General features: G+C 69.0%; 24 protein-coding genes. 16 read left to right on the forward strand and 8 right to left on the reverse strand.

Annotation, left to right across the window (positions count from 1 at the left end; all coding sequences use genetic code 11):
* The 4 genes from FXO23_RS17370 to FXO23_RS17385 form a co-directional block, all read left to right on the forward strand.
* The coding region (locus FXO23_RS17370) for a DNA translocase FtsK (RefSeq protein WP_281356544.1) at positions 1-294 on the forward strand (294 nt) is incomplete at its 5' end.
* On the forward strand, positions 295-1026 hold the full coding sequence (locus tag FXO23_RS17375; protein ID WP_158886096.1) for a hypothetical protein: 732 nt from the start codon (positions 295-297) through the stop codon (positions 1024-1026). It abuts the gene before it with no gap.
* A gap of 325 nt (positions 1027-1351) precedes the next feature.
* Positions 1352-2608: a hypothetical protein gene (locus FXO23_RS17380; protein WP_158886098.1), complete on the forward strand. Its 1257-nt coding sequence runs from the start codon at positions 1352-1354 to the stop codon at positions 2606-2608.
* A 125-nt stretch (positions 2609-2733) separates the two neighbouring features.
* Positions 2734-3030 carry a hypothetical protein gene (locus FXO23_RS17385; RefSeq protein WP_158886100.1) on the forward strand — a complete coding sequence of 99 codons (297 nt, stop codon included), beginning with the start codon at positions 2734-2736 and terminating at the stop codon, positions 3028-3030.
* A gap of 90 nt (positions 3031-3120) precedes the next feature.
* Here FXO23_RS17385 and FXO23_RS17390 read toward each other — a convergent pair whose 3' ends face one another.
* Positions 3121-4320, reverse strand: coding sequence for a helix-turn-helix domain-containing protein (locus tag FXO23_RS17390; RefSeq protein WP_158886102.1), 1200 nt, complete (start codon positions 4318-4320; stop codon positions 3121-3123).
* Positions 4321-5133: 813 nt separating this feature from the next.
* Here FXO23_RS17390 and FXO23_RS17395 point away from each other — a divergent pair.
* The 7 genes from FXO23_RS17395 to FXO23_RS17425 all read left to right on the forward strand — a co-directional run bounded on the left by FXO23_RS17395 (position 5134) and on the right by FXO23_RS17425 (position 12495).
* Positions 5134-6048: a S1 family peptidase gene (locus FXO23_RS17395; protein WP_158886104.1), complete on the forward strand. Its 915-nt coding sequence runs from the start codon at positions 5134-5136 to the stop codon at positions 6046-6048.
* A gap of 15 nt (positions 6049-6063) precedes the next feature.
* Positions 6064-6585, forward strand: a complete 522-nt coding sequence (locus FXO23_RS17400) for a hypothetical protein (RefSeq protein WP_158886106.1) — start codon at positions 6064-6066, stop codon at positions 6583-6585.
* A 595-nt stretch (positions 6586-7180) separates the two neighbouring features.
* A complete protein-coding gene (locus FXO23_RS17405) occupies positions 7181-9295 on the forward strand; it encodes an ATP-binding protein (protein WP_158886108.1) in 2115 nt (704 codons plus the stop codon).
* On the forward strand, positions 9292-9834 hold the full coding sequence (locus FXO23_RS17410; protein ID WP_158886110.1) for a hypothetical protein: 543 nt from the start codon (positions 9292-9294) through the stop codon (positions 9832-9834). Before FXO23_RS17405 ends, FXO23_RS17410 begins: the two co-directional genes overlap by 4 nt.
* Positions 9835-10083: 249 nt before the next feature.
* Entirely contained in the window at positions 10084-11076 is a 993-nt protein-coding gene (locus FXO23_RS17415; protein WP_158886112.1) for a S1 family peptidase, read from the forward strand.
* Positions 11077-11240: 164 nt separating this feature from the next.
* Positions 11241-11729, forward strand: a complete 489-nt coding sequence (locus FXO23_RS17420) for a hypothetical protein (protein ID WP_158886114.1) — start codon at positions 11241-11243, stop codon at positions 11727-11729.
* Between the two features lie 109 nt (positions 11730-11838).
* Entirely contained in the window at positions 11839-12495 is a 657-nt protein-coding gene (locus FXO23_RS17425; RefSeq protein WP_158886116.1) for a hypothetical protein, read from the forward strand.
* A 22-nt stretch (positions 12496-12517) separates the two neighbouring features.
* On the opposite strand, the gene FXO23_RS17430 is transcribed toward FXO23_RS17425, so the two are convergent.
* From FXO23_RS17430 to FXO23_RS17440, 3 genes are all read right to left on the reverse strand, one after another.
* Positions 12518-12847 (reverse strand): STAS domain-containing protein, encoded by a 330-nt coding sequence (locus FXO23_RS17430; RefSeq protein ID WP_158886118.1) that lies wholly within the window; start codon positions 12845-12847, stop codon positions 12518-12520.
* A gap of 564 nt (positions 12848-13411) precedes the next feature.
* On the reverse strand, positions 13412-14644 hold the full coding sequence (locus FXO23_RS17435) for a helix-turn-helix domain-containing protein (protein ID WP_158886120.1): 1233 nt from the start codon (positions 14642-14644) through the stop codon (positions 13412-13414).
* A 39-nt stretch (positions 14645-14683) separates the two neighbouring features.
* Positions 14684-15181 (reverse strand): NUDIX domain-containing protein, encoded by a 498-nt coding sequence (locus FXO23_RS17440; protein WP_343034491.1) that lies wholly within the window; start codon positions 15179-15181, stop codon positions 14684-14686.
* 129 nt (positions 15182-15310) lie between these two features.
* On the opposite strand from FXO23_RS17440, the gene FXO23_RS17445 reads away from it, so the two are divergent.
* The 5 genes from FXO23_RS17445 (at position 15311) to FXO23_RS51050 (ending at position 20358) form a co-directional block, all read left to right on the forward strand.
* Positions 15311-15742 (forward strand): hypothetical protein, encoded by a 432-nt coding sequence (locus FXO23_RS17445; RefSeq protein WP_158886122.1) that lies wholly within the window; start codon positions 15311-15313, stop codon positions 15740-15742.
* A gap of 217 nt (positions 15743-15959) precedes the next feature.
* A complete protein-coding gene (locus tag FXO23_RS17450) occupies positions 15960-16949 on the forward strand; it encodes an SAM-dependent methyltransferase (protein ID WP_158886124.1) in 990 nt (329 codons plus the stop codon).
* A 412-nt stretch (positions 16950-17361) separates the two neighbouring features.
* Complete coding sequence (locus FXO23_RS17455; protein WP_158886126.1) at positions 17362-17682, forward strand: hypothetical protein; 321 nt, start codon at positions 17362-17364, stop codon at positions 17680-17682.
* Between the two features lie 31 nt (positions 17683-17713).
* Positions 17714-19738, forward strand: coding sequence for an ATP-binding protein (locus tag FXO23_RS17460; protein WP_158886128.1), 2025 nt, complete (start codon positions 17714-17716; stop codon positions 19736-19738).
* Positions 19735-20358, forward strand: coding sequence for a hypothetical protein (locus tag FXO23_RS51050; RefSeq protein WP_218952079.1), 624 nt, complete (start codon positions 19735-19737; stop codon positions 20356-20358). Before FXO23_RS17460 ends, FXO23_RS51050 begins: the two co-directional genes overlap by 4 nt.
* Positions 20359-20685: 327 nt before the next feature.
* Here FXO23_RS51050 and FXO23_RS17470 read toward each other — a convergent pair whose 3' ends face one another.
* The 4 genes from FXO23_RS17470 to FXO23_RS17485 form a co-directional block, all read right to left on the reverse strand.
* Positions 20686-21492 carry a glycosyltransferase gene (locus FXO23_RS17470; protein WP_158886132.1) on the reverse strand — a complete coding sequence of 269 codons (807 nt, stop codon included), beginning with the start codon at positions 21490-21492 and terminating at the stop codon, positions 20686-20688.
* Positions 21493-21744: 252 nt separating this feature from the next.
* Entirely contained in the window at positions 21745-21990 is a 246-nt protein-coding gene (locus FXO23_RS17475) for a hypothetical protein (protein ID WP_158886134.1), read from the reverse strand.
* A 51-nt stretch (positions 21991-22041) separates the two neighbouring features.
* Positions 22042-22791, reverse strand: coding sequence for a YczE/YyaS/YitT family protein (locus FXO23_RS17480; protein ID WP_158886136.1), 750 nt, complete (start codon positions 22789-22791; stop codon positions 22042-22044).
* Between the two features lie 2 nt (positions 22792-22793).
* Positions 22794-23795: an aminotransferase class I/II-fold pyridoxal phosphate-dependent enzyme gene (locus tag FXO23_RS17485; RefSeq protein ID WP_158886138.1), complete on the reverse strand. Its 1002-nt coding sequence runs from the start codon at positions 23793-23795 to the stop codon at positions 22794-22796.
* Between the last annotated feature and the right edge of the window lie 47 nt (positions 23796-23842).

Raw genomic sequence — 23842 nt, forward strand, 5'->3', positions numbered from 1 at the left:
GTCACCGCGGCGAAACCGGGCGAGAAGAAGGAGATCGACCCGGACATCGGCGACGACCTCGACGTGCTGCTGCAGGCCGCCGAGCTGGTGGTGACCTCGCAGTTCGGGTCGACCTCGATGCTGCAGCGGAAACTGCGGGCCGGCTTCGCCACGGCGGGCCGCCTGGTGGACCTGCTGGCAAGCCGGGGCGTGGTCGGCCCGTCGGAAGGGTCCAAGGCCCGCGACGTGCTGATCAAACCAGAAGAACTCGACAACTGGCGCCGGACAGTGACTACGGCAGGAAAACCCAACTAGGTGCCTGCCAAGCTCGCCGATTTCGCCAACGAAAAGGGAGAGCTACCTCCCACGAACGTGCGCCACCGCACGGAAGAACCTCACTCGATGAAAGGGAACGCCATGAACATCGACGTGCTTGCGCTGATCCAGCGCGATGAGGACGAGGAGACCTTGGCAATCCGAGAATTGACCGGGCTAGACCAGGTGATTTCGCTACACAGACAGCTCGTTGAACTGGCGGAGAACCCTCCGAAGCGACGACAACTGCCAGTGTTTGAGGTCGCCCTCGCAGGCGAGGACGACCAGCAGCGTCCAGAAGGCCTATACCTCGAAGAGGACGACGAGCGCCTTGCCCTAACGTCCAGTCTGACTTCACCACCCGGACGAAAGGGGTTTCTCGCCGCCGCGGACAGCACAGACCGCCTTTTCGCCCTCCTGGCCCAAGCGGTGAAAAAGGACATCGCCGAGTCGAGAAGTACGGCATCCACAGTCGTTCGTGCCATTATCACGGGTCTGCGGAGATGTTCGCACGGCGCGCGGCCGATTGAAGCGATGGAAGTAGCCAACGCCTGGCTGGACCACATGTGGATGCTCAACCAACGCGCCGACGACCGACATGACGCCACGAAGTTCAGTCGGCGACGTCCGCCCGGGCGAACGCGCGCTCGTGGTGGACTCACTTCGCGGTTGCCGCTGCGCCCAGCCAGGTGCACTCGACGTGGCATCGCCATAACAGTGCGGAGTGCCTAGATTGCTGTCCACTGCGTGCCCGGATCCCGATCCAGATCGGGATCAATACGACGGCCTGGACGGGTCGGTGTGCAACCCGAGGTGTCCGCCGCCAAACTACCCGAACGAGCCACCGAGTTACCGCTGCCCACTCGGCCATGACCGCGACACCACCCCGGGCGACGAGCGTCGCCTGGGCAGAGCCGAATCCGATCACCTCCGAACACCGCGAAGGAGACCATCCGTGCAAGCCGTCCCTGAATCCGCGTCGGGGCCCCGACGGAAGGAGCCCGCCGATCCCCCGCGCGCACCCGACGCATCCGGCCGATCCGATGGGAAGCACCCAGTGGCCGATCCGAGCAGCGCCAGCGAGCAGCCGCTGCGGTATGAGGTGACCGGCGGCGTGCTGGCGGTCCGCTACCCGGAGAAGTCTGACCCGGTGCGCGACGCGGTGGTCTACGGCTTGGCCCGCATCCTCGGCTACATCCCGGACGAGAACTTCCGGCGGTACCCGAACGACCGGGGCAGCGTGTCCCTGCGCCCGAAGGAGAACGGTCCCGGTCACCAGGCGGCGGGAACGGAGGTGGAGCGAGGTCAGTGGCTGGTGGTCCTGCCCGCACCCCGCAGGAGGCACCAGGTGCTGGCCTTTGCCGACGCCGAGTTCCGCGCCCGGTTCACCGCATCCGAGGTCGGCGAGCACGACCTGGCCGCCGCGCTGGAAGCCGAGGCTCGCTACCAGATCGGCCGGTTCCCGACCCGGACGTACCTGGAGAACGACCATTTCCGCCAGGACATGTGGACGCATCCCGTGGCGCGGGCGGTGGTCGACCGGCTCCTGGACCACTTCCGGACAACTGGGACCGAACTGTGGCTGGACACCGACCCGGACGTCCAACAACGGTGGGAACACAACCAGGCGAAGTTCCCCGTCGCCACGACGGTGCGGACGCAGACCCGTGGCGCCGACCCGTTCAATCCCGTCGGGCCCCGGCACATCGTGCCCGCCGCAGCCCTGAAAGTCCGGCGCCCGTATCGGCCAGGACGCCCGTTGTGCGAGACCGGCCAGCGCACCACCCCGGTCCGACTCGGCCTCAGCACCACCGCGGCACCGACCTGCACCGGCTGCCTGCGCAACTTCGAGCGCATCCTGACCGCCCACGGCGAAACCCTCGAAAAGCCACCCCCCGAGCCGGTCGATACCTCCGATCAGGCCCGGCCGAACCCCGACGAGACGGTCGACCTGGCCGACAAACTGGGCGAGGGATGGCACCTGGCCCGATACTCCGGCGACGCGGACAAGCACCGCTGGTGGGTGCTCCACCGTGACCCCGAGCGCGGATATACCCGCGAGGCCGGATACGTCCAGCAGCACATCAACCTATCCGGCAACAAATCCGGCTGGTTCGCCCGTTTCCGCGCCCGCAAAGGGCTCTACCTTCCGGTTGATGCCGTGCCGGCCGGGACGCAGCACCGCCCGGGCTCCAGTGCCCTGTGGTCCAGCCGCGTCCTGGCCGCGTGGGGTGTGAAAGCACGACCCGGTTCGAAAACCCCGAAACCAGCGTGGTCCCGCAGACGAGGCCGCAGCCAACCCGCGCCCGACTGACCCGCTGGAAGGACCGGACCGGTGACGGCGAGCTTGGTGATCGCGTGCGGGGATGCCGTACGGCCGAGCGGCACATGGGTCGGGAGGCCACCCCGCGTGTGCGGGGTGGCGGCGCAGCACCGACGATGACGCCATGGTTGGTGATCGAACGGCTCCTGGTGTACCGCGACGCGGTACACCAGGTGGACGAACAGGCGATCGTGCTCGAGGTGCTGCCCGCGGACGCGCTGTACCGGGACCTGGTGCTCGCCGGGGCACCCGATACCGCCGACATGATCGACCTGCTGGTCGACGCCGCCGCCCGCCAGGTCCACGTCCGTGTCCCGGACGGCCCGCCCGGCGGCACGCCGCTGCCGCCCCGCGCAACCCAGCGCGTGCTCGCCTACTACGGCACCCAGGTCGATACCTGCGAGGTGCCATAGAGCGCGCACCGATCGCCGCTCGGAAATCCGGCTCGCCATCGAGATGGTGCTCGGCGACGTGCTCCCCTGGCTTTTCCGGTCGCTCTCCCGCTAATCCGAGTGGGTGTAGCTCTGCAGTTCTTCCCTCATCGAAATCGCCGTTTCCGCGCCCGGATAGTGGGTTTTGAGATAATCCGCCAGCTGATGCAGCCGCTTGCGTACCCACGAGAAATGCCGGTCGATCGGCTGGTCCAGGACGGGACGCAACGCAGACTCGGCCGCGTCTAGCTCACCCAATTTGGCGTTGGCGATCCCGAGGTAGACCTGGGAAAGCATCTCGTCGCCTGGGCTGGGCTGGTGTTTCCAGTGCGCGATCGCCTCTGAGGACGAGGCGAGTGAGCGCCGCAACGCAGACGGGTCTCTCGCCCAGATCAAAGCGCTGCCGCCGTAGTAGATCTGTTTTGTTTCGGTGAAGGTGAACAGGCCGCCGATTTCATCGGTACCGCACGTTTCGCGATCGCGCGCCGCCTGATCGAGCAGTTCGATCGCCCGAGCGGTGTCGCCGAGATTGGAGGTGCTCTGCGCCAGGCCACACCGCAACCGAGGAAGAGAGGTGCCCGAGCCCGCGTACTGGAGCCCATCGGATGCCGCCTTCTGCGCGTTCTCGAAGTCCTTCGCGAAGCGATAGATGAGCGACTGCGTTCCGTAAGCCCAGGCGCGTAGGCCGTCGTGGTTGGCCCGGTTGGCCAGGGCCAAGGTAGCGGCGGCGTGGATCTTGGCGGCGTGGGGTTGTCCAAGATCGAGCACCGTGTAGGCCAGGATGCCGCATGCCCTGCCCAGGGCAACCATGAGCTCCGCGTCGCGGGCAGTGGGGCCGCGACGCTGCCGTAGCCGGCGGACAAGTTCCTGTCGAACCCGCTCGGTACTTTCCAGAGTTTCTGCGGCTGGCTCTCTGCGGGCGCGGATCGCGAGGTCGGCGATGCACTGGTGCAGCTCGTCGGCATCGGCCACATCGGGCATCGCCAGCAGGCGTTCGGACTCTCGCTGCCCCTCGACAAGTAGCCGCATTGTGTTGGTGGCTTCGGCGATCTGCCGCTGGTCGGCATCCCACGCGTCCAGAAGTCGATGGCCAGCGCGCAGTGCGCGGTCGGCCTGCTCCACCCAGTTCCGGTCCTGCGGCCAGCGGCTGCCCGATTCGAAGCAGGAGACCGTGCTCTTATCGACGAACGTGGCGGCAGCGAGGTCGCGCTGGCTGATTTCCCGCTCATCGCGGAGCTGTTTGAGGACCTTGGCGGTTCGGTCGGGGTTCATACCCAGGGAGCGCGCAGCAGCCAGCGGCGAGCGCGCAGACGAAGGCGACATCGATGACCTCCCGTCGGTGTTGACAGTTTCGGCCTCCTCGACTGCCGAGAAGTTGTCAACGCTTATCCACAACCAAGTTACCGCGCCGGTACCTAGGGTGATCGCATCCCACCCGCTCCCCATGGCGGGAGCCCGGCGAGGGCGCTGAAGAACTCGAATTTCGTTCTTGTTGCCGCGCCTGCCGGTCTCTCTCCGCCCTACTATCTCGGAAGGCATCGTCGTGATCTGCGTAGCCGCGGAACCATTGAGCGCTGGAGCGCTTCAGCATCCGCGGCACATCCTGGTGTGCGAAGCCCGGGTCCAGCAAGGCCCGAACGGTCCGTACCGGCGAGCAGTCTGCGGTGCGTCGATCCCGGTCATTCCGCCCGGCGGGCCGCTCCCGTGGTTCCGGTTCCGGTGGCTGCCTTGCATGCTATGCCTGTCCGCGCTCCCTCGTCTTCGTTTCGTCCCCTCCGGGGCCGCCGAGCAGCCACCTCCGCCTCCCGCGGGCGGCGGCAGCGTCCCCATCCTGCCGACCGGGTGGCGGAACGGCGCGGCTGTACTCGAGGTCCGCCGCCTGGTCGGCTTCAGCCTTCCCTGCACCTGTCGTTCCCCGCGCCACCCGGATAGATCGCCTCGGCGGGGCGACACCGAATTGTTCACCGGCACGCCCTTTCCCCGGGCAATGACCGGTGGCGACGAACTACGGCAACTGGTGTGCGCCGTGGAATAGGAAACCGCGAGAACGGGAGGTAGTTGGTGAGATTCAGAGTGCGCTGCGCGATGGCGGTGCTCGCGCTGGCCGGATCGATGTTGTTCCCGGGCACCGCGGCCGCAGACGATGACGTGAGCACGCGCATTGTCGGTGGCCATGAGGCGGTCGGTCAGACCGATTACGTTGCGGCCCTGCACGCCGACGTGCGCGGCGGCGTGCAAGGGAAGTTCTTTTGCGGTGGCGCTGTGTTGTTTCGCGAATGGGTGGTGACCGCCGCGCATTGCGGCGTTCAGGCGCCGAGTCGTGAGGCCGCGACCCAGTTGCAGGTGGATCCGCAGGTCGCGGCGATTCCGGTGCAGGACCGGCAGTTGTGGGTCCGGGTCGGCAGCAAATTCCGCGACACCGGCGGTGAGATCGCGTATGTCACCGCGATCTACGTGCCCCAGGGCTATGTGTGGGGCGGCCCGAACGACGTGGCGCTGTTCAAGCTCGACCACGCGGTGGACGTGCAGCAGATCCAGCTCGCACCGAAACCGGCCCGGCCGGGCGCGGAGGTCATCGCCTACGGGTGGGGCTACGACCAGCCCAGCAGCAACGGCACGCCACCGCGGCGGCTGCAGCAACTGGAGACCACCGTCGTCCCTCCGTCGCGCTGCGACGGCGTGATCGGAAAGGGCGATATCTGCTTGGATAACCCGAACGGGCGGGACGGGGTGTGCTACGGCGATTCCGGGACCGCGGGCGTCGAAGTGGTCAACGGCGTTCCGAAGCTGATCGGGATCGCCAGCCGGATTGCGGACCGCCGGTGCGGTCTCTCGCCTGCCGTGTACACGAGCGCCGCGGAGCACGGGCAGTGGCTCTACGACACCGCCCGCACCGGCGGGGCTCCGCCGTCGGCGTTGGTGCGGGCCATCGAGGTGCCGCATCCGGGCGCCTCGCATCCGGTGCAGCGGCCGCGCCTCGAGCCCGCACCCGCAGCGTGACGGGGTGAGTTCGCGATGCTGAGTCCCGCCCGCGAGCCCGCCGTGGGCACGACCCGACGCTACACGGCGATCCGCATCTGCCCCGCGCCGTCTCAGCTCGACCACCGAGGGCCTGCGGGCGGGACCGGCCGGACACCACCAAGCCCGACGGCGCCGGTCGTGCGCGGCATCGGCGCGTCAAGGTGGAGCCTGGACGATGGTGACTACCAGCCCGTGACCGACGATCGGCAGCAGCACCACACCGGCGCCGCTGAACCGGCCACGGGTGCGGTGGTGCGCACGCTGTGCGGGAAGCTGCACCAGGTCGCCCCCAACCGCGAGTCCCCGGGCGGCGTGATCAGCATCTGCCCGGACTGCGCCGAGATCATCGGCAACCGCGGGCGGGCCGGTGCGGTGTTTCCCGCCGTCGCCGTACTGGCGGGCCGGACACTATCGCGACAGGCCCACCCCGTACGGGATCCATGCCGAATCCGGGCCGCCCGCACGGGTGGCCGGAATCTGGCCTCCATGGGTCCCGGGCCATGCCGCGCGGTCTGATCCGCTTCACCGCCGCGCCATGGTGGCATCCCCTCCGGGGCGCGGCTGGTCGGCCGGATCCCGCTGGACCACGCCGGGACCCGCTGACCGGTGCGGGCTCGTCCGCAGAGGCAGCCACAAGCCGAACCTGCGGATGAGCCCGTCACCGATTTCCTTGTCACATCAAACCACCGAGCACGGAACCCCCTTTGTTTCTGATACTGAACTTCCTGCTGAGGGCCGTATGCCGTGTGCGATGCCGTGCTGTTTCCCCTGCTGGCCGGTGGCGCTGTGCTGGTTGCCGTGGCCAGTGTGGCCGCCCTGGTAGTGGTTGTGCGCCGAAAACTCCAACGCGACGACCTGGAGCGCCGAAGGTTTCGGCTGCGCGACGAGGATTCGGTGGACTCGATCATCGACCGTGTCCGCTACGGCGACTCACCCCAACCGCAGTGGCCAACCGAGGATCTCGACGTGCCGATCACGGAGCGGCCCACGCGCGTCCTGCCCGCCATACCCGCGGATCCACCGACCGTGCCTCTGCCGTCGGCTGTGCCGCCGAGGAAACACCGTCGACCCAGCCCGCCACCGCGGCACCGATGACCCGGTGGTGGTGGTGATGGGTGGCCACGTCACCAACGTGGTGGCCGGGGGTGGCGGGCCGGTGGTGCAGGCGCGAACCGTGATCGGCGACATCCATTTCACGGCACAGCAGCCGTGCCTCATCCCGGCCCGGCAACTCCCCGGACACGTCCTGCTCGCCGACCGCGGCGCCGAGCAGAAGGCACTCGCACGGATCGCGCGGCTCGACCACGGCCGCAGCCGCATCGTGCAAGTGACTGGTCCGCCGGGGAGCGGGAAAACGACGCTGGCGACTGGCTGGCTGCGCCGCTACATCGCCGACCATCCAGACGCCTTTCCCGGTGGGCAGCTCTACATCGACCTGCGCGCCCAAGCCGGTACGGACCCGCGATCAGCAGCCGCTGACGTTCTGGGCATGTTCCTGCGTGCACTCGGCGTCCCGGCCGGTCAGGTCCCCGAGGCGTTCGTCGAACGGGAGGCGCTCTACCGGTCGGTCACCGCCGCGCTCCGGCTCGCGGTGGTGCTCGACGGCGCCAGCAGCGCCACGCACGTTCTGCCGCTGCTGCCCTCCGCGCCCGAGAGCCTCACCCTCGTCACCACCGAGCGGCTTCTGCCCGAACTCGTCGCCCTCGGCGCGGCACGCCTCGAGGTGCCCTCGCTCGACGGTGCCGGGGTGCACCAGGTGCTGGAGGCGTTCCTGGGCCCCGGCTACCACCACGACATCACGCTGGCCAGCGTGGTGGCCGTCTGCACCGGCGGACTCGCCAGCACCGTCGCCGACCTGATCGTCGCCGCCTGCACCTGGGGCGGCCCCCTACCCGAGTTTCTGGCCCACCTCGGTATCTCCACCCATCTCGGCCACGAGGAACCCCCGATGGAGACCTTGATGCTTGAACCCGCCCAGGCCTTGAACACTGCGGTCGCCTCGCTCACCAAACCCGAACGTGACTTCTACGCGATACTCGGCCTGTTTCCCTCCACCGGCGCCGCGTTCGACGTCGAAGCGTCCGCCGCGATCACCGATCGAAACGTGGACCACGCCCGCGACATGCTGACCAGGCTCGTTGGCCACCTGCTCGTCCACGAGGTCGACAAGCGCGCCGGGGTCTACCGCATGGACCGCACGATCCACGAGCACGCCCACGAATTCTTCAACAGCCGACCCTGGGTCGCGACCCCCTCGGTAGCGGTGTGGCGCCTGGTGCACTGGTGGGTCCACGCGGTCCGACTCGCCGCCCGAACGATCATGCCCTCGCGATCCCAACGTGCTTACGACGCACCAGACTCGCGTGGCGTCGCGTTGCCACCGCGCCTTCGGGAACCCTCAAGCGCGCTCGCCTGGCTCGCCGAGCGATCCGGCGCGATCGTTCCCCTGCTCCGGTGCGCCGGGAATCACGGGATGCACCGCGAGATCGTCCTTCTCGCTGACGCGGTCGATGTGCTGGTCACCCAGCACGGCGATCACGACTTCGGCCGCACCGTGGACGCCTTGGCACTGGACGCCGTGCAGCGGTGCGCGGATCCCGACCTCGAGTTCACCATTTTCAACCGACTCGCCCGGCACCACGCCTGGCTCGGTCAGACCGGCCGCGCTCACTCCCTGGCCGGGCAGTGCCTCGCCTACGCGCGACGCACTGGCCAATTTCGTCACCTCGCCAAAGCGTTCAAGACTCTGGGCATCGTCCACGCGACCCGACCCGGCCAAGCCGGTGCGCGCACCGCCGCGCACTTCCACGAGAGGGCGACCGACCTGTATGCCCGCCTGGGGAAACCGCGGTCCGAAGGGCTCGCCCGAACCGAACTCGGCATCATGCTGCACGTCCTGGGCCGGCTCGACGACGCCGATCGCGAACTGCATCGCGCACACCAGCTACTCGACGCCGAGGACGACACCTACAACCGCGCGCGCGTCGACATCGCACGCGCCGACATCGCGCTCACCCGCGCCATCACCCACGCGGACCGCGACTCCTACGCCACCGCCCGGAAACTCGCCCTCCGTGCCGACCACGCCCTGGCCGTGATGGGGGAACCCGCCGCCCGCGCCAAAGCGCGCGAGATCCTCCGACGCTGCGCCGAACACACCGACCCCGCGAGCGCAGCACACCCTTTCCCAACCACGTGTCCGAACGATTCGACGAGGACCGCATGAGCATTCCCCACACCGTCGACACCAGCCGTCGACTGCCCGCCCACGGCCCGGCCAGCATCGCCCGCGGAATTCCGAACCCACCGGGCATCTGCGCCACCGCGGACCCCTGGATCCTCTATTTCGAGCGGCGCGGGTGGACTTGCTCGCAACGGTTCGGCACGACCGAAGCCCTCTTCGTCTTCCGATGGGGCTTTCAGGGTCAGTTCCACGACGGCCGGGTCCGCGCATGCGACCCGCTTGATCACGGCATGAGCGAACTCAGCGTTGAAATCGCCCTCACCGGTGGAACGTGGCGGGCCACGATCACCACCTGCGGGGTCACTGAGGGCTGCGCCGAACACCAATGCTACGTGATCGAGATAGAAATGTGCCGCCCCGATTTCCCACGCATTCTCAGCCTGCTGGAACAGCACGCAGCGACCCTCGACAGCCACAAGCTCGCGTACTGTCTCATCTTTGGTGCCTGCTCACTCGATCCCCGCTATCGCTCGCCACAAACCGCTACTGCCGAACGCGCCATCATCCTCCTTGAGAAATAGGAAACCGATTGCTTGCCCCACTACGCAATCGCGCGGCCACCAGGATGCTCACCAGTGTCTACACCCAGGAGTTGGCCCTGCTGCCAGAGGAAGCCCCACCAAACCCACGAAGACAGCGCATTCGGGGATGTCATGGCAAGGCGTCTTGACCGCCTCCCCAGGACGCGGCGGTCGTGACGTCCGAAACTCGGCCGATTAACCGGCTGGGATCAAGAAGGAGAACAGAACAGAGGTGGATTCATTGTGACAATGTGGAGAAAAGTGGGTGGTCTCGCCGCGGCATTGCTTGTCGCGGTCACCCTGGCTTTTGCCGGTCCCGCGAACGCGATCGTGGGCGGCATCCCGGCAACGGAGGAATACGCCTTCGCCGGGTCGGTCCAGTTGGAGCACAAGGGCGATCCGCGCTGGCACAGCTGCGGAGTCACGCTGATCACGGCTTGGCACGCTCTCGGGTCTGCCCACTGCCACACCAACGACGAACCGGGCGGGTCGAAAACCTTCCGGTACGACGGACACGAAGGGAACCGGTCCGACGTCGCGGCGGAAGGTCCGCCGATCGACTGGGAGAATCCGGCACTGTTCCGTGTGGTATTCGGCAGTCACGACCGGCACCACGGCACCGAAGAGCGGCGCGTCGCACGGATCAGCAAGTCACCGCTGTGGAACAAGCTGAAGCCGGGTGCTGTGAAGGGCGACCTGCTGTTGCTGACCTTCGATCGCCTGATCACCACGATCCGACCGGCGGGTTTGGCCATGGTCGACCCACGCCGGCCGGTGCGGGAGATCGGCTGGGGTCTGCACTCGGTCGACGATCTGGGCAAAGGGCCGGTGCCGCGGTACCTGCACGAGGCGGACGCGCCCGGCGCGGTGCCCACGTCGCGGGACTGCCGGGGCGCGGAGATCGGCGTGGACGAGATCTGCGTCCTCAAGGGCCGCGACGTCAACGACCGCCGGAAGCGGTCGGGGTACTGCTTCGGCGACTCGGGCGCCGGGGCACTGCAGCGGGGCTGGGACGGCTGGTGGTACCTGGTCGGCACGGTCAGCCGGGGCCCGGACGGTCCGCACGGAGAACCCAGGTGCGCCACCGACGCTGTGTTGAGTAACCCGATGTTCCCCGGTCACACGACCTGGATCCTCGGAGCGATCGCCCAACAGGCCGGTGCCAGCGTTCGAGTAGCCGGACTACCCGAAACCGGTGCACCCGGCGCAACTCATCCGGCCGTCCTGCCGGATGCCGCATAACGTAAACGAACGGCCCCTGGTGCTCACCCCAACGCACAACTCGGGCGGGCACCAGGGGCACCCCGCGCGTCGCGCGGGGTAGGAGGTGTGCCGCTGGTCGCGGGCCGGGTGCACCGCGCACCGGTCCGCGCAGGGCCAGTCATGTGGTGACAGGAGGTTGTGCCGTGCCACTCGACGAGGCTGCGGCACCGGGTGGAGAGGCCGCGCAGCTGGCGGTGATCACCGCTGCCCTGGACGTCCTCGCGCCCGCCGACGTGGACGGAGTGCTGCAGACCGTGCGCGACGGAGTGCGCGCCGCGGCCCGCTGCGGCCTGGCCGCTGCCCGGGATCCGCGGTGGCGGGCCCGGCGACGCAACGCCGAGGCGGTCGAGCACGCCCTGGCCGAGCACCTGGCCCGCACCCGCGCCATCCACGAGGCCGCCCTGCCCGGTCCCGGCGAGGTGGACGAGGCGCTCACCGGGTCCGGCGCCGACGCCGCGGTGGCCGCGATCAGCGCGTTCAGCCGCACGGCTGAACGGGTTCTGCGCGTCGCCGCCGGGCAGGCCGAGGACTGGACGGACCGGACCGTGTGCTGGACCTGCACCCGGCTGGTGCGCGAACTCGCCGAATGCTGGGACGGCCAGCACCCCACCTACGCCCACCGCCTGGGCTGACCCGGGCCACCAGGCCACATCGGACGCAGCCCGGTGAGGTAACGGGTAGGGGTGTTCGGGCGACGTCCAGGATCATCACCTGCATGTGCACCGAACGGGGGCGAGCCTCATGGCCCACGCGACCGCCACCGCGCCGCGCTGGCTGCGCCTGACCTACCTCGTGGCCCCGATCGTCTGCCTGACGTTCCTGCTGGTGATGACCACCCTGGCGTTGTGGACGCGCGAACTCGCCGCAGCCGTGACGTTCGGCGGCGCGCTCACGCTGCTGCTGGCCGCGGCCAGCTGGCTGGCGTGGCTGGGGTTCGCCGAGGAACGGCACACCAGCCCGGCGATGACCGACCGCTACCGGGCGCTGCTGCGGCAACTGCCCGGCCCCGACGACCGGGTGCGGTGGAACGTGCGCGACAGCACGACCACAATCATCCCGGTCCACCAGCGCGGCACCGCCGGAATCCTGCGGCGCGGGTACGTGCGGCTCGACCGGCAAGAGCTGTTCCAGGCTGCGGCCGACGGCGGCGGGCCGGTGGTGTACGAGCGGTTCTGGCTGCACAGCCGACACTCGATCGTGACCCGCCGGGTCAGCGCCTTCCGCATCGGCACCCTGCCCAACGGCATGCCGATCCCCGGCCCGCTCCCATGCCGCACAACCGGCTGGTGGGAACGCGTGAAGGCCTTCCACACCCTGATCCGGACCGGGATCGCCACCGCCAGCGTCGACGAACTCGACAGCCTGCTCGCCGACCTGGCCGCCGCCGACATCCGATAGCCCGACAGGTTCCTTGGGTTGTTCAGGCAGCCAGCGCCGCCGCCCGGGTGTCGAACAGGTGCAGATGCTCGGTCAGGCCCACGATTTCCAGCGGGCGGCGCACCGGCCGGTGCCCGCCCACGACACGGAAGTCGGCGTGGGCACGCTCGGCCTTGGCCTCGACCCGCATCAGCGTGGTCACGCCCGCGCAGCTGAAGAACGCGACCTCGCTCAGATCCGCGACCAGCACCGCGGGTGGCGGCGGGTCAAGCGCGTCGACCAGGCACGCTGACCACGTTCCCTGGGTGGACAGGTCGATCTCGCCCGTGGCCGTCACGACCACCACGCCAGGCTGGGGCATCGTCACGGTCACGCACAACACCTCACGCGACGACGGCGGCCTCGTGGTGCGGTGGCTGCGGGTCATCTGCGCCTCCCTGTTGCTGTTCGGCGCGGAGCTGGACAACGCACACCAGCCGCCGGTGGCGCTGCCAGCAAGAAAACGGACACCGTGTGTTCCATCGCCCTGCTCGGCCCCACGATGGAGCCGCCCACCGACGGTAGGCGGCCCGAGGGAACGCAACAACCACACCAAGGGGCTGTGGATCTCACTCGAAAGTGCACACTGCTCAGGCACGATCCCCTGGCTCAGGCTCAGCCGCCTCAACCGCGATCCTCCCCAGGCACCCAGCCCCGCTCGCGCCCCCAACTCACGGTCGCTTAGTGAGCAGTTTCGTCACCTGCGGCGCCGTGAGCCCCTGACGAACCCACGGTAGGCCCCAGCCCCGGACAGAACCCGGCCGCTCGGAGCACCGGGTGTAGGCGCAACACTGGCGACGAAACCGAGCGACAGGACGCGGAGCCCCACGTCACCAGCCGCCCGGGCCCTCAATTAGATCAGCGAGCCGCGCGGAATCAGTTGTTCACCGACGCTCGGTCAACTCGCCATGTCGATGACGCCGTAGTGGGTGGCAAGGCGCGCGAAGGTCTCGCCTTGCCGCCGCGGCGCCCGGTCAACGAGGCGGTGCATGGTGGCCTTGCCCAGAGGCTGGTACTTTACCCAGTCCGGTGCGAGTTCGCGGGCTGTGGCGAGGTGGCGCAGGGCGCTTCGGTACTGGCGGAGGGCTGTGGCTGCCGAGGCAAGGCGGAGCTGGTGCCCGGCTTCCCAGAACGCGGGCACCTTCCCCCGGGCGCGCGGAACGGCTGCGGCCAGCCGGAGGGCCCGTTCCGGGTCGCCCGCGCGGGCTGCACAGTCGACCAGCTGCAGCGCCGCCACTCGGGGACCGAAGATGCCCGCTTCGGTGGCGCTGTCCGCGCGGGCGCGGACAGCGGCCGCCCGGGCCTCGGAGAGTAGATCCTCAGCCCGGTCGACGCGTTGGGGTCGGGCGAACAACGCCGCGCTCGCGGCGTTGAACAGCAGGTTGCCGAACACGCCAGCGCGGTCCGAGTCGCGGTCGAGCATCGCGGGCTGGATCTGCTCGGCCGCTTGAACCGCGACCCGTTCTGCCTCGGCGGTCCGTCCCTGCCGGACCAGAGCCCAGGCCAGGTACCGCAGCGAGATGGCCCGTTCGACCTCAGGCGCATCGCACTGGCGGGCGGCGTCCAGCGCACGCTCGGCGGAGGACCAGGCAAGGTCTTCGTAGCCGATGCGTCCGGCCATGCCCGCGCCGAGCCGGTAGGCGGTGGACAGGATGCGGTGGGCGCTCGCGTTCTCCCTGCCGGAGCTGTTGCGGACAAGGCGGCGGGCGTCAACCAGCAGGACGGGTAGGGCGAGCATGGTGTCGTGGTGGCGGCCGTCGACGTAGGCGCGCCACGCGCGGTGCGTGGTGCGGGTGAGTTCGCCGAGGGTGAGGACCTCGCGGTCGTCGGCGAAGTCGTCGACGAGGCCTGGGACGTGCTCGCTTGCGGTGATGGCGCGGCGCAGGGCGGCGACGTCCAGATCACGCGCGGTGGGGACGAGCACGTTGCCGAGTAGCCTGTCGGCGGTCGTTCCCAGGGTGTCCGCGAGTTTCTGCAAGGTGTCCGGGCGGCAGTGCACACGGTGCCCCTGCTCGATCTTCGCCACGGTGCTGAGGCTGAGGCCCGCGGCGGTCGCCAGCTCGGCCTGCGAGATGTCGTGCGCCTTGCGCAGGCGGGCGAGGTTCTCCCCGAGCGCGTCTCCCCCGGCCATCGCACCTCCTGACCCACTCGCGCGTACGTGGGGTGATCACTATAGCTCGGTGCGTGGTGTTCCGTCGTCGCAGAACACCAGCCCCTTACCGCGTGCTGCGGTCAGTGCGGCCTCCAGGCGACCTGCCAGCGCAGGCTTCATGCGGGACCGGGCGTCCGCGAGCGGGAGCAGGAAAGCTGCGCGCAGTTCACCGTCGCGGAGCTGCAGGCCGGACACCTCGTGTTCGGTGATGGTGCCGCCATCGAATATGAAGGCCAAGCCCTCGGGCATGCGGTCGACGGCATGGACGTGGTCGATCACTAGAAGCGCGCCAAGCGGGCGGGTAATGCCGATCTCTTCGCGGACCTCGCGTACCGCCGTGTCCCACGGAGCCTCGTTCTCATTCACGACACCGCCGGGAATGTCCCAATGCTCCTTATAGGTCGTTTCGACCAGCAGGATCCGGTCGTCCTGATCGCGGTAGAGGACGCCAGCGGACATGCGCTTGCGGGGCAATGAGCTCACGTACTCGTCGAACGGCTTCAGATCCAGGGGCACGAACCGAAGCCTACTCATCGCGCAGGCCGGGGTTTCTATGACATTGAGTGATAGAAGCGCTGCGTCGCAGTGGCGAAATGGTCACGCGGCGGTCTGTTTTCCCTGGTCAAACAGGTCGATCATGAGGCCGTGAGCACGCCGGAGTGGCATTCCCAGAGCATGATCGACGCCACGGACCTGGCGGGGAGCCGAATTCGGATCGCCACCGGGCCCTCCACCGCGAGGACGGGTGAGTGGATCGGGTTACGCATCGGCGGTGAGGATGCTGCGGATGTATGGCTCACGGTCTGGCATGCGACGCAGTTGTATTGCGAACTCGCGACCGTGCACCGGTCCCGGCAATCGAAGGAAGTCCCGTTGCTGGGCCGGGTCAAGGGCCACCAGGTGCCGGTGGTGCTCGCCCGTCGAAAAGAAGGCACCGAGGCGCTGGTGACGACGCTACGGATCGGTTGCGGCGCGACCACCGCGGCGCTTCTCAGTGACGACGCGGTCAAGCAACTACGCACCCAACTGAACGGCGCGCTCAAGGAACTGTTCGACAGAGGACCCACGTCCCGATGAGCGGCCAAGGGGTCGCCGCTGACATCACGAACCCGGGCGGGTCTGGAGCGGACGCACGGACCACACCAGGCATGCCCGGTCGTAGTGATGCGGCCGTGACCGGCTCGGGCACTTTGACAGGAAGGAGGCGGTGCGACGACATGAGCTGGCACACGAACGCACACGGAACCGTGGAGACCGACGAGGGTGACGTGTTCGACAAGGACCAGGAGTAGCAGTGCGCCTCACACCGGACGTCGGCACGATAAGCACCCGGCCATCGCCGTCGACAGCGATGTTGGACGAGCTACCGGATGGGTATCTCGACCAACCGCATTCGGGGCGGATCGTCCACCACTGGCAACGACGCCACCGGATCCAGGACTCCGGCACGGACGCGATTCCGGCCACGGAATGGACCCCTTCGCCCGACAGAATGGCCGCTGAGCGGATCCGGGACCTGTGGCCGGCCGTGAGTCGCCTGCCTGTACACAGCCACGAGTTTGTGCGGCGCGCGACCACCGCGGCCTGGGACGCGGGAATCCGCCAGTTCGTCGATCTGCACCCCGGCATGCCCAGCGAGGGGTCCGTGCCCGCAGTCATCGCCGACCTGATCCGCCGCAACGGGCCCAACCAGGCGTCGAGCAACCACCGGACGAGGAACGCGCTTCTCGTGCAGGCAGACCCGCCGGTTCGCGCGCACTGGCAGCGTTACCAAGACCGAGCACCGGTTCCGCGGTTGTTCGACTTACTCGACGGAGATGTGTGCGACCCGCGCCACATCAACGATCTGCTGTGTGAAGAGTCCGGAGTGGACATCATGAGGCCGGTGTGCCTGATCCTGGCCGGACTTCTCCATCAGTTCCACCGCGATCAGGCGGCCGCACTGTTGAGGGACTACCAGGCGTTACTTGCGCCAGGCAGCATGTGCGTGCTGACCCACCTCGCCGTAGTCCCGGCCGATCCCGCAGTGGCGCGTCGGGCACGCCGCGCACACATCGCGTTCAAGGCGACCTCCCATCCCGTCCGGCCCGCCACCCCGCAGGCGGTGGCCGACTTGTTCGCCACGCCAAGCTGGGCAGTGCTGGAACCCGGGATCGTACCGGCCTTTCAGTGGCGCCCCGACCCGGTTGCCACGCCGCACACCAAACACGACGGCCAGGCTGGACCGTTCTTGCTGGCCGCCGTGGCCCGCAAAAACCGACCTTCGTTCAGGCAACGCAAGTGATGAGCGAACCCATGCGCACCAACGACAACTCCCAGAGCAGCTTTCCTGGGCCGACCGCAGATCTGGCGAACTATGGCTCAAAGCCCGACGCCGACGACCGGGTGACTTCGACGTGAGGCCCGCCCGCCGAGCACACCGGGACAACAACATCGTGCGGCACTGTCCCAATGGCTCCGCGCCCGACCCCGTGTGGCGCAGGGTGCAGTGCCCACGGGCGGCCTCGCCCGCCCGGCATCTGCGACCGCTCGGCTGGCGTCGGCCAGCGATTTCCATCTCACCGGGAAGCCGCCGGTTGCCAAGCCCGGCAGCGCCGTTCCTGTTGGGCGCTCTCGCCATGACGACCGATCTGGCTGCCGGATCCGCAGCTGGCGACACCGCCGCAATCCGCTGATGGCCGATCGTGTTCCGACCGGTGCTGTTCTTGATGCTCGTGCTCGCCCCCGTCGTGCTGTACCTCATAGCGCTGGGGATTCGTGTCCTGCGCCGCCGCCGCGCGGAATACCAGGCCAACCCGAACGCGATTCCGGTGCAGCAGATCCTGGTCCGAGAACACGCCGAGCGGCGGGCCCGCAGGCCGATCTGGCCGGTGGTGGACCGCGACCACGGAGTCATCCGGGACAACCGCCTCACCCGGATCCTGCCCGCCGTGGCTGGCAAGGCCCCGGAACGACCGGACGTCCGGGGACGGCCGCCCGCCCTATCCGATCTGCCACCGGGGAAACCATCGCCGTAGTCCACCCCTTCAAGCGGAGGTCGCCGACGTCGTGAGTGGAGAGCACAGCAGCCTCACCGTGCTGGGCTCGGTGTCCGGACCGGTGGTGCAGGCCGGGCACGTCCATGGCGACGTGATCGTGCAGCCGTGGCGTCCAGTCCAGGTCACGCCCCGCCAGGTGCGCGGCCACGGTCTGCTCGGCGACCGAGGTGAGCAGCGCACCGCACTGGACCACATCGCGCAGTCGGACACCGGCCGATGCCGGATGGTGCAGATCACTGGACTGAGCGGGGTGGGGAAAACCGCGTTGGCAACCGGATGGCTCACTTCTCATCTCGCCTCTTACCCCGACGCGTTCGCCGACGGGCAGTTGTACGTCGACCTCGCCGCCCGCACCTGCGCGCAGCCACACCATGAGGTCGCCGATGTGCTCGGCATGTTCCTGCGTGCGCTCGGCGTCCCCGCCGGCGAAGTGCCGGACTCGCCCACCGAACGGGAGGCGCTGTACCAGTCGGTCACCGCGACCCGGCCGCGGCTGGCGGTCGTGCTCGACGGCGCCACCACCGCTGCCCAGGTCCTGCCATTGGTCCCGTCGTCGTCCTCCAGCCTCACGCTCGTCACCACCAGGTACCCGTTGCGAGACCTCATCGCGCTGGGCGCGAACGTTTTACCGGTGCCGCCGTTGGACACGCGTGGCGTGCACCAGGTCCTCACCGTGTTCCCCGGCATCGGCGAGGTTGACACTGACCTCGCCGCCGTGGTCGCCACCCGAACCGGCGGGCTCACCGCCGCAGTCGTCAACCACGTAGTGGGCGCCGTTGCCTCCGGCACCTCGCTACGGGAACTCTTGGCACCGCAAGCCGCCGCGCACCACAACAATCTGTCCACAATGGAACATACGACAGCCGAGCCGCTCGAGGTCGCCTACCACCAACTCACCGGCCCCGAACGCGCGGTGTACCTCGCGATCGGCGGCCTGCCAGAGATCGGGGCCGCATTCGATGCCGCCGCCGTAGCCTTCGCCGCGGGCTACACCCGCTCCCGCACCCACGCCACCCTCCGGCGGCTGCGCGACCGCATGCTGGTGCTGGAGCTCGACGACGAGGTCTACCGCGCCGATCCCGACGTCCACCAGCATGCGCGACTCCAAGCTCTGCAGCGTCCGGAGGCGCCGCAGGTACGCGAGCGGCTCATCCTCTGGTGGGTCCACGCCGTCCGCCACGCCGCGCGCACCGTCATGCCCACGCGCACGCAACTCGCCTGGACTCCACCCGCACCCGCCCGACGAATGTCCCTGCCCTCCTGGCTTGACGATCCCGGCGCCGCGCTCACCTGGCTCGCCGAGCGGGTCGACGCCGTCCTCGGGATCGCGCGGATGGCGCTGGAGAACGGCTTTCACCGCGAGGTGCTCGCGCTGGCCCACGCCCTCGATGTCCAAACCATCAAGCACGGCGATCACCAGATCGGCATCGCCGCCGACCTTCTTGCCCTCACCGCTGCGCGGCACCGCGCGGATCCTGACCTGGAGTTCAGGTTCCTGCGCCGGCTCGCCCGCCGCTACGCGTGGCTCGGCAACCTCCGCCGTGCCCATGCTCTGACCGGGCTGTGCCTGGCCCACGTTCGGCGCTCGCGCTGCCCGCGCCAGATGGCCAAGACGGCCAAGACGCTGGCGTTCGTGCACACCGCCCGGCCTGACCGCGCCGGATTGCCCGCCGCCGCGCGTTTCCACGCCTGGGCGGCCGACCTGTACGCCGGACTGGGGCGTGACCACGCCCAGGGGCTAGCCCAGCTCGAACTCGGCATCGTCGAGCACGCCCGTGGACACCTCGCCGAAGCCGACCGAGCCTTGAGGTGCGCGCGCCCCCTGCTCGGCGACGACCCGCACAACCTTGCCCGGCTGGACCTTGCCCAGGCCGCCCTCGCCGAGACTCACGGTGATGGGCAGGCCGTTCGAACCCTCGCCAGCCGCGCCGACCACGCCTTGACCCCATTCGGCGAATCCCCCGACCTCGCCCGCGCACGGCAGATCCTCCGCCGCTGCGCCGGACACGTCACCGACGAAGGAGCAGAATCGTGACCCCGCAAGCGCGCGATACCGCCGCACCGGCCGGCACCGCCCCGCCCCCGTTCTACGTGCAGGGCCGCACATTCGGAGAGCCGAGATGGCCTCATACCCGACCAGAATACTTCGAACAGTTCGCGCGCGAGACCCTGCAACAGCTGGTGGATCCAGCCAAGGGCGGTGCCTGTGACGAAGCCCGGCTGCTCAGGCGCCTGTCCGCATCCGGGGCTCCCGAACCGGAATCAGGCAACTACACCACTTCGGAAGTCGCGCTGTCCAAGGCAAGACGAGCCACGGCACAAAAGGGCTCTGCGGACGTGCGGTGGGTGCTGAATCGTCAAACCGTGCTCAAAGCGCTCCAGTACGCCAATCTAGGAGCCGAAGACCTGCATTCCATCGCCGACCCGTCGGCCGGAACTCCCTGCTGGTCGGTGGTCCTGCCGTGCGTGGAGCACGTATTCGTCGTGGGTGCCGCCCTCGCTCGGGCCCTGACGGAAGAAGCGCGCGACCTCGTCCGAGAGGACCCGAACTGCGCGCTGGACGCCCTGCAACACATGGCCGCGCACTCCCACATCACGTCCAACAGGAACAGCACGCTCGTGTCCTGGCCCGGTTACACGCTCACACCCGCCTGAACGCCCCGGAACGACGCGGCCGCAGGCCCGTGCCCTGACGCCCGGATCGTGGAGTTCGGCACCGGTTCGCCACCTCGGACGCGGCACTTCGGCCGCCGTTGTGTCCCCCGGCGACGACCTGGTGGTGGCGCCGGACGGATCGTCTCCGGCCGCACCTATCCGGCAGCCGTGTTCCACATAGGGCACGAAGACGTCGCGAAGCTCCTCGGCGTTCTCCCCGGCGAGGTCAATGTTGTAGCGAACAACGTCCACACGAACACGACGGTTTCCTCCGCTGGTGCTCTATGTGAGCAAGGGGCCCACGCCGGGACCGAAATTCGTCTCCGTTCACCGCATGGCGCCCGCGCTGATCCGGTCAATTCGTGTGAGATTGCGCCCCACAAGGTTCCCGGGCCAGCGCCAACCCAGCTGCGCGAGCGCGTCGACGCGCTCGAGAAATACCTGCCGGGCCGGTGAAGGCGCGCTGGGTACCCGGTTGTCCACGGGGTCCGAAGCGGTCGTGCTTCCCGGCCACTGCCGGTAGAGCAGGCCGGGTTCGGCCAGCATCCAGCCCGGCGCCACCGCCTCGACGGCGAGCAGCAGCGCCACGTCCTCGTCCCGGGTGAACGCGGGCCAGCCGCCGAGCGCCCTCACCAGCGCGGTGTAGGTCACTAGTGTCCCGCCGACGACGGGCAACAGCCCCGATGCCTCGCCAGCGGCGAGACGACCGGGCGGCAACGGACCCGACGCGGGGTCACGGGGACCGAACCGAAGCCGCCCGTCGGGGAACAGATCCAGCGCCGGGGCCACGCACCACCCCAAGTCCGGGCGGCGGGTGAGCGTGGTGATCGCGCGGGCGAGCGCGCCGACGGGCAACAGGTCGTCGGCGTCGAGCGAGAGCATCAGCCGCCCGGTCGCTCGGCTCAGCGCGAGTGTGCGAGCGGCCGCCGGGCGCCCGTGCTCACCCATCCCGGTCGAGATGCGCGGATCGTCGGGCAGCTCGGCGAGCGGGCGTCCGCTGCGACCATCCTCCTGCACCACCCATTGCCAGTCCCACCCGGCCGGAAGGTCCTGCTGCACAAGGGATTCGTACGCCGCTGCGAGATGTTGGTGAACGCCATCCAGCACGGCGGTGATCACACTGATTGTCGGCACAAGGCTTCCTCAATCGTCATGCTGCTGCGCTGGTCAGCGCATCGGTAGCGCGCCGTGCCTGAGGAACCAGCTCATCGCGGCAGCAGGGTCGGCGCAGTACGGACTGGGCAGGGAACCCGCCAGGTGGACGCGAGGCGGCCACGGTCTCCAGCGCGTGGGCGTAGTGCTGGTGGCGGTGGAGATCGACATGACTCGGGTCCTTTCGGAAGAACACGTGGTGGCACGACCGACGCGCGTGGCGGCCTTGGTGGTCTAGAAGGTGAGGGGGCCTTGGCCCTTGTGGTCGCGGAGCTGGACGACGGGGCCGGTGATGGTGCTGCCGCTGATCGAGTTCCGCACGCCCGGTTCGGTGAGTGCTTTCTTGACCAGCGCGAGCACCGCTTCCTCACGAGTGAGTCGGTTCGCTTCGGCGAACTTGTCGACTTCTCCGACCCACGCCCCCAGCAAATCCTCTAGGTCCGCGGGCGCGGTGTTCGTTTCGGACGGTTCTGTCGTCATGCGAAATCCCTTGGGAGAGAGGAGAAACTGCTTAGGCTGCAGAAAGCCGGTTCACGCGGGGTTGTCATGGGAAGCTCCGTTCGTCGCATTGAGTACGGGGTGCTGGCCGGGACCCGTCGACGTCGTCGCGCCCATCGAGGTATCGGGTATCGAACTGGGCTGGAGTGGGCACCGGTGGCGGAAGCGGCCGAGCAGCCACGCGATCACAGGCCCGCAGGTCAGCGCCAGCGCCAGCGTGCCGACGCCCACCGTTCCGCTGTGCCAGGCGAACGAGGGACCGAGCAGCAGGCCACCGAGCAACAGGAAGGCGGCGTCGAGGCCAATGCGCACGCCGGCGACGCGGCGGGGACGTCCCCGGGCCAGCGCGAGCATGAGCCCGTCACGGGGCAACGGCCCGAGCGCGGCGGTGAGATAGACGGCGACGCCGACGCAGAAGCAGGCCGCGCCCGCAGCGAGCAGCAGGATGCGGACCGGGACAGAGTCGACCACGGGAATCCAGCCCAGCAACGCGTCGGTGACGAGAGCGGGGACCAGGAACCCGGCGATCGTGCCAATCCCGGGCCGGATCTTCAGCGGCACGAACGCCATCAGCATCAGCGCTTGCGTGGCGATGATGCCGCCGCCGACGCTGAATCCAAACCGCTGGGCGACACCGAGATGCAGCACGTCCAACGGCAGCAGCCCGAGCCGGGACCGCAGCAGCAGCGTGATGCCGACCCCGATGGCCAGCGTGCCGATGGCGAGCCGGACCAACCGCGACCACGGCACGTGGTGGGCGAGCGAGTGTCGGCCGGGAGCCATGGTCAGTCCCTCGTTCCGGACGTCCAGGCCCGGGCGGCGGCCAGGAACAGGTCGTTGTCGGCGCGCGAGCCGAGGGTGACCCGCACGCCCTGCTCGGGGTAGACCATGATCGTGAGCCCGAAGCCGAGGGAGTGCTCGGCGAACCGGGCGGCGTCCTCCCCCACCGGCAACCAGATGTGGTTGGCCTGCGAGTCCGGCGGGACGAACCCCTGCTCCCGCAATGCCGCGAGCACCCGGGCACGTTCGCCGGCCAGCAGCTCGCAGCGAGCGTGCAACGTGCCCTGCGCGGCCAGCGACGCCAGCGCGGCGGCCTGCCCGATGCTGCTGACCTCGAACGACAGCGCGGCCGCCGCGACGGCGGCGGCCAGCATCGGTGGCGCGACCAGGTAGCCGACACGCAGCCCGGCCAGCCCGTAGGCCTTGGAGAATGTCCTGACCACGGCGACGTTGTCCCGCCCCGCCGTCCACTGCGCCTTGGCCAGCATCACGCCGTCGACGACGCCCGGTGTGGCGTACTCGACGTACGCCTCGTCCAGCACGACCAGGACGCGGTCGGGCACCGTGTCCAGAAACCGCCGCAGCTGCCCGTTGTCGAGCACAGTGCCGGTCGGGTTGTGCGGGTTGCTGAGCAGCACGATCCGGGTCGGCGGATCGAGCGCGGCGCCGATGGCGTCCAGATCGACTGTGCCATCCGGTGTGAGCGGGATCTGGCGGTGCGGGGCTCCGGCGTTCGCCGCGAACAGCCCGTACGCGCCGAACGCCGGGCTCGGCGTCACGACGGTGTGCCCGTTCTCGCCGCAGGCGATGTCGACCAGCCGCTGCAGCAGCGCCGAGGATCCCGCGCCCACCGCCACCATCTCCGGCGCGACCCGCAGGTGCGTGGCGAGAGCCTCGACCAGGCGGGTACTCGCGGTGTCGGGATAACGGTGGGCCCCGCTGGCCGCGTGCATCATCGCGCGCATGGCGGCCGGAAGCGGACCGGCGTGCGACTCGTTGCCCGACATCCTCACCGCTGCCGGGACCTCCCGCCCCGCAACGACGACCGGCGCCG

It is taken from the genome of Amycolatopsis anabasis (genome assembly GCF_009765355.1).
In the GTDB taxonomy this organism is placed as follows: domain Bacteria; phylum Actinomycetota; class Actinomycetes; order Mycobacteriales; family Pseudonocardiaceae; genus Amycolatopsis; species Amycolatopsis anabasis.

Excerpts from the sequence above, each read along its gene's own strand:
- FXO23_RS17385 (WP_158886100.1), top strand. The coding sequence starts at position 2,734 with ATGACGCCATGGTTGGTGATCGAACGGCTCCTGGTGTACCGCGACGCG.
- FXO23_RS17435 (WP_158886120.1), bottom strand. The coding sequence starts at position 14,644 with ATGGCCGGGGGAGACGCGCTCGGGGAGAACCTCGCCCGCCTGCGCAAG.
- FXO23_RS17405 (WP_158886108.1), top strand. The coding sequence starts at position 7,181 with ATGGGTGGCCACGTCACCAACGTGGTGGCCGGGGGTGGCGGGCCGGTG.
- FXO23_RS17395 (WP_158886104.1), top strand. The coding sequence starts at position 5,134 with ATGGCGGTGCTCGCGCTGGCCGGATCGATGTTGTTCCCGGGCACCGCG.
- FXO23_RS17425 (WP_158886116.1), top strand. The coding sequence starts at position 11,839 with ATGGCCCACGCGACCGCCACCGCGCCGCGCTGGCTGCGCCTGACCTAC.
- FXO23_RS17410 (WP_158886110.1), top strand. The coding sequence starts at position 9,292 with ATGAGCATTCCCCACACCGTCGACACCAGCCGTCGACTGCCCGCCCAC.
- FXO23_RS17400 (WP_158886106.1), top strand. The coding sequence starts at position 6,064 with ATGCTGAGTCCCGCCCGCGAGCCCGCCGTGGGCACGACCCGACGCTAC.
- FXO23_RS17415 (WP_158886112.1), top strand. The coding sequence starts at position 10,084 with ATGTGGAGAAAAGTGGGTGGTCTCGCCGCGGCATTGCTTGTCGCGGTC.
- FXO23_RS17475 (WP_158886134.1), bottom strand. The coding sequence starts at position 21,990 with ATGACGACAGAACCGTCCGAAACGAACACCGCGCCCGCGGACCTAGAG.
- FXO23_RS17485 (WP_158886138.1), bottom strand. The coding sequence starts at position 23,795 with ATGTCGGGCAACGAGTCGCACGCCGGTCCGCTTCCGGCCGCCATGCGC.
- FXO23_RS17390 (WP_158886102.1), bottom strand. The coding sequence starts at position 4,320 with ATGAACCCCGACCGAACCGCCAAGGTCCTCAAACAGCTCCGCGATGAG.
- FXO23_RS17480 (WP_158886136.1), bottom strand. The coding sequence starts at position 22,791 with ATGGCTCCCGGCCGACACTCGCTCGCCCACCACGTGCCGTGGTCGCGG.